This is a genomic window from Glaciimonas sp. GG7, assembly GCF_052976905.1.
This window is the reverse complement of the sequence record NZ_JBRIIQ010000173.1, coordinates 1-4551: the sequence shown is the minus strand read 5'-3', so window position 1 is coordinate 4551 and position 4551 is coordinate 1. Positions and strand designations below refer to the sequence as shown.

At 53.3% G+C, this 4551-nt stretch carries 5 protein-coding genes and 1 pseudogene; 3 read left to right on the top strand and 3 right to left on the bottom strand.

All coding sequences use genetic code 11. The features are described from left to right. On the bottom strand, nt 1-187 hold a 187-nt coding region (locus ACVBEF_RS20610; protein WP_447125775.1), incomplete at its 3' end, for a hypothetical protein. Nucleotides 188-592: 405 nt separating this feature from the next. Between ACVBEF_RS20610 and ACVBEF_RS20605 the strand changes: the two genes are divergently transcribed. The 3 genes from ACVBEF_RS20605 to ACVBEF_RS20595 are packed head-to-tail and all read left to right on the top strand — an operon-like array spanning nt 593 to nt 3314. Next, entirely contained in the window at nt 593-1651 is a 1059-nt protein-coding gene (locus ACVBEF_RS20605) for a FecCD family ABC transporter permease (protein ID WP_447125774.1), read from the top strand. Beyond that, nucleotides 1648-2442: an ABC transporter ATP-binding protein gene (locus tag ACVBEF_RS20600; protein ID WP_447125773.1), complete on the top strand. Its 795-nt coding sequence runs from the start codon at nt 1648-1650 to the stop codon at nt 2440-2442. Before ACVBEF_RS20605 ends, ACVBEF_RS20600 begins: the two co-directional genes overlap by 4 nt. After that, a complete protein-coding gene (locus ACVBEF_RS20595) occupies nt 2439-3314 on the top strand; it encodes a cobalamin-binding protein (RefSeq protein ID WP_447125772.1) in 876 nt (291 codons plus the stop codon). Before ACVBEF_RS20600 ends, ACVBEF_RS20595 begins: the two co-directional genes overlap by 4 nt. Before the next feature lie 15 nt (nt 3315-3329). Here the strand turns inward: ACVBEF_RS20595 and ACVBEF_RS20590 are convergent, their stop codons facing one another. After that, nucleotides 3330-4013: a hypothetical protein gene (locus ACVBEF_RS20590; protein ID WP_447125771.1), complete on the bottom strand. Its 684-nt coding sequence runs from the start codon at nt 4011-4013 to the stop codon at nt 3330-3332. Nucleotides 4014-4160: 147 nt separating this feature from the next. Then, a pseudogene (locus ACVBEF_RS20585) lies at nt 4161-4551 on the bottom strand (hypothetical protein); the annotation flags it as partial.

Genomic DNA, 4551 nt, shown 5'->3' with positions numbered 1-4551 from the left:
GATAAGCCTCACTGGCTTCGATGATGTTGAGAAAAAGGGTGATGGCTTGAGAGAATGCGGCGGTGCGTGCGGCTAAGTCGAGCATGAAAATAGTTTGCTCGCAGTCGATAGCGTCGCTGAACTTTTGATGTTTCGGGTTGGGAGGAGGGGAGCTTTGAGATTGTTCGGGAGCTTTGGTGTTGGGCATCGTTCTATCCTTTAGTGTGGTGTAGACCACTTCCGTCAGATAACGGGGGTGGGCGACAAATGATGGGATTGACAGACTGGGCTAAAACCAAACCAGCAAGCCCGAAGGCTTCCCCACCACCGTCGCCCAAGGAGGACGAACGAAGGTCCAGACCGCATTACACGGTCTGGGTTCTAGCAACAGGCTGTCAAACCTGTGTTCCTTTGAGAGGAACGAGTGACACAATACTCGCGCTGAAAACGAAGGTCAACTGGTAAATAGCGGTTTTTTATGTTTGCAGTTTTATGCCATTTTTTGGTCGCAAATAACAAATGCTCCATAGATGTTCTGATCGGTTACGCTGTTCGAACGGCTCATGTTTAGTTGTTTTGAATAAATGATTTATATGATTGATAGTCTGGCCTGATGAAAAATTCTCCCCCTGTTTTTGTAAAGATGCGTGCGTCGCAGGATGGGCGGCGGGCGGTTGTGGTGTTGGGCGGGTTGGGTGTACTTGCGTTGCTTTGTATTATTTTTGCGTGCGCGGTGGGGTCGGTGCGGTTGCCTGTGGTGGATCTTTTTAGTGCTTTTGGCGAGGTTTTGCGTGGGGTGTTTTTTGATGCGCCTAAGTCGATGGCGGCGACTTTGTTGGAGTTGCGGTTGGGGCGGGCGTTGGTGGGGTTTGTTACCGGGTCTATGTTGGCGTTGGCGGGGGTGATGATGCAGGCGTTGTTGCGGAATCCTTTGGCGGATCCTTATGTGTTGGGAGTCTCGGGCGGGGCGGCGGTGGGGGCGTTGGCGGCGATGGTGTTGTTTAGTGCGGTGTGGATGGTGGATGTGGCGGCGTTTGCGGGGGCGATTGTGGTGGCGTTGTTGTTATTTGGATTGGCTTATCGGGATTTACGGGGCGGGATTTCTGATGGAAATGCGCCGTTGTTGTTGCTCACCGGAGTAATTGTCGCGTCGGGTTGCGGGGCCTTGGTGACGTTGATGTTGTCGATTGCGCCGGATGGGCGGTTGCGTGGGATGGTGTTTTGGTTGATTGGCGATTTGTCGGCGGCGCAGTTGCGTTGGCTGCCTTGGATCGTCTTGAGCGCGGCGTTGGTGTTTGCGCTACGTCGGGCGCGGCATATGAATGTGATGGTGTTGCATGCTGAGGCTGCGGCGACCTTGGGGGTGGAGGTCGGGGCGTTGCGTCGGGGCTTGTTTTTTTGTGCGGCGTTGTTGACGGCGTGCACGGTCAGTAGCGTGGGGGCGATTGGGTTTGTTGGTTTGATTGTGCCGCATGCTTGCCGTTTTGCGTTGGGGCCGGATCATCGTTTGTTGTTGCCTGCTGCGACCATTGCAGGGGGGACTTTTTTGGTGTTGGCCGATACCTTGGCGCGCACGGTGATGGCCCCCCAGCAGTTGCCGGTGGGCGTGATTACGGCGCTGATCGGGGTCCCGGCTTTTCTGTTGCAACTCCACCATATTCGCCGCCGATGACGACTCTTTCCACATTGATAGGTACACGCAATCTCGCTCTTCTGATCGGCACGCGGACGTTGTTGTCGGGGTTGGATTGGGATGTTTTGCCCGGTCAGCTCTGGTGCGTGATTGGTCGGAATGGGGCCGGGAAAAGCACCTTTTTACGGACCTTGGCGGGTTTGCGTCAGGCCGACGGCGGCGTGGTCGAGATGGCCGGGCAAGCGCTCTCGCAATGGTCTTTGCCAGCGTTGGCGCGGGCGCGGGCGTTTTTGCCGCAGGGGAGTCGGGACGCTTTTGGGTATCGGGTGATAGAAACCGTATTGGCGGCGCGGCATCCGTTTCACGATAGCCGCTATTGGGAGTCGGACGCCGATCAGCAGGTTGCCTTGCAGGCCTTGCAGGCGCTCGATGTGGCGGGGTTGGCCGAGCGTGATATTCGGACTTTGTCTGGCGGTGAGCGTCAGCGCGTGGCGATTGCGGCGGTATTGGCGCAAGACACGCCGTTGTTGTTGCTCGACGAGCCTGCTAATGCGCTCGATCTGGCGCATCAGGTCAGCGTGATGCGGTTGCTGGCTGATCTGTGCGGACAACATAAAGCGGTGGTGATGGTCAGCCATGATCTAAACCTCGCCCATAGCGTGGCCACGCATGCTTTATTGTTGGGCGACGGGCAATGGCAGGCGGGTCCGGTGGATGAAGTGATGACCGCGCCGGTGCTGAGTCGTTGTCTGGGCCATCCGATAGAAATAGTCCGGCACGGCGATAGGACGATTTATATTCCGGTTGAAGATCAGAAAGCTGCACTATGAAATGGATTTTCTTTAGCGCATTACTGCTCGTTATGGCGAGCGCCACCGCATCGATTAGCGTGCGCGATGATGCGGGCAATATGGTCACGCTGGCGCAACCGGCCCAACGTGTGATTACGATGGCACCGCATATCACTGAACTGGTGTTTGCCGCTGGCGGCGGGAGTCGGATCGTCGGTACGGTGAAATATAGCGATTACCCGGCAGCGGCAAACAAGATTCCACAGATAGGCGACAACAGTTTGCTCGACATCGAGCGCCTCATTGCGCTCAAGCCCGATTTGTTGGTGGTCTGGCGCGACAACAGCGCAGCGCGGCAACTCGATCAATTGCGTCAATTGGGGATTCCGGTGTTTTACAGCGATCCAAAGAAACTGCGCGACATACCCGACAGCATAGGCCGCCTCGGTCAATTATTGGGGACTGCCGCAGAAGCAGAAAAAGCGGCCTCAGCATTGCGTCAAAAAATCGATGCGCTGGCGATCAAGTATCAGCAGCGTCCTCGCGTGCGGGTTTTTTATCAGGTCTGGAATCGGCCTTTGTACACGCTCAACGGCAGTCAGATTGTCAGCGATGCGATGCATCTTTGCGGCGGTGAAAACATTTTTGCCGACTTGCCCGTCACAGCGCCGGTTGTGAATGTTGAGGCGGTGTTAGTAAAAAATCCCGAAGTACTGATCAGCGGCCAAGGCAAAGATGAGCAAAGCGGTCTGGACTTTTGGCGTAGTTATCCGACTTTGCTGGCAGTGCAGCGCGGCAATTTATTCGGTATCGATGCCGACTTGATGAGCCGGGCAGGGCCGCGCATCATTGATGGGGCCGCTGTCTTGTGTGAGAAGTTAGAGCTGGCCCGGATGCGCCGGGGGGCGTAATTAACTAAAACTCGCCTATACGGATTTCGGGGTGTTTGCAGGTTGACGTCGAATGACTGGCGAGAGGTGTTGCCACAACAAATAATAGATCGCCGTGCTAATTAACATTGCACAGACAAGAGCGTTGGGAACCCATGGCCAGTGCCAAATTTCTGCCAGCATCTGAAGCATTCTCATAGAAATCACCATCAGTGCAAACATCATGATTAGTCCAGTTATCTTATTGAGGATATGTCTGGCACTAAAGATTGCACCGGGATCTGAACTGGATCGTTCAAGCAAGACATGCGCGAGCATCACGATACTTGTCATGGGAAGCCAGCGCGTATGTTCAAGTAATAAAGATACCGAGGCATGGCCGCTCCAGGTCAAAGGTGAACTGCAAAAAGTCAACAGTGTCATTGGAAATACGAACGAAAAATCAATTGCCGAGGCGATACAAATGGCAATCGAACACAGTGTTACCGTTGGAAAGACACAACGTGCTGTATGCGACTGCGCAGGAATGAGACCAATACTGGCAAGTATCAGCGCATTGAGAGCGCTCCAATGCCAAGGTATATCGAGTCGATGCACGAGTCCCGGTAGTAATAATGTGGCCCAGCCTGACAATCCAAGTATCCCAATTCGAATGGGATGCATTCCTCTGATGACATGCCTGCTGCGTTGCATTAAATGAGAAGTCAGCTTCATTTGCATATTTTGCATGGGGAATGTTAAGAAGGTGATGTTGGTGATAAGTGGTGAAGCTGTGCGCCGTACAGAAAAATAGTGGGCGTATCAAAGCATATGCATACATGTACTTTGATACGACACTGCGATTCCAATATCAGGATCGGGAAGTACTTACTTAACGTCGAAGTGAAATAGTTGTTTGCCGTTAGCAGTAGCTGTAGGTGTCAACACACTATCGCGTGTATGTACCTCAACCTCGTACTGAGCATCCTTTAGAAACGCGTCAGAAAATTTATGCAGGCTAATAAAGGCTTTTGTTTCGAGGTGTGTTTGGCAATTAGCGCAACCTTTTACGTTCCAGCGACTCAAGACAGCCTCTGTCCCCAGATGTAATTTTTTCCCCGCAATGGTGGCATAGGTGGAGATCATAAAAGATCCCTTTATGCGTGCTTTGTTGATTCCTGCTACACGAATAACTTTGGTACTGCGCTGTTCGCTCTCAGCTTGAACAATCGATTCGTGCTCGATGAACCGGGCGCTTAGAGAAGCTATCACCGACTGC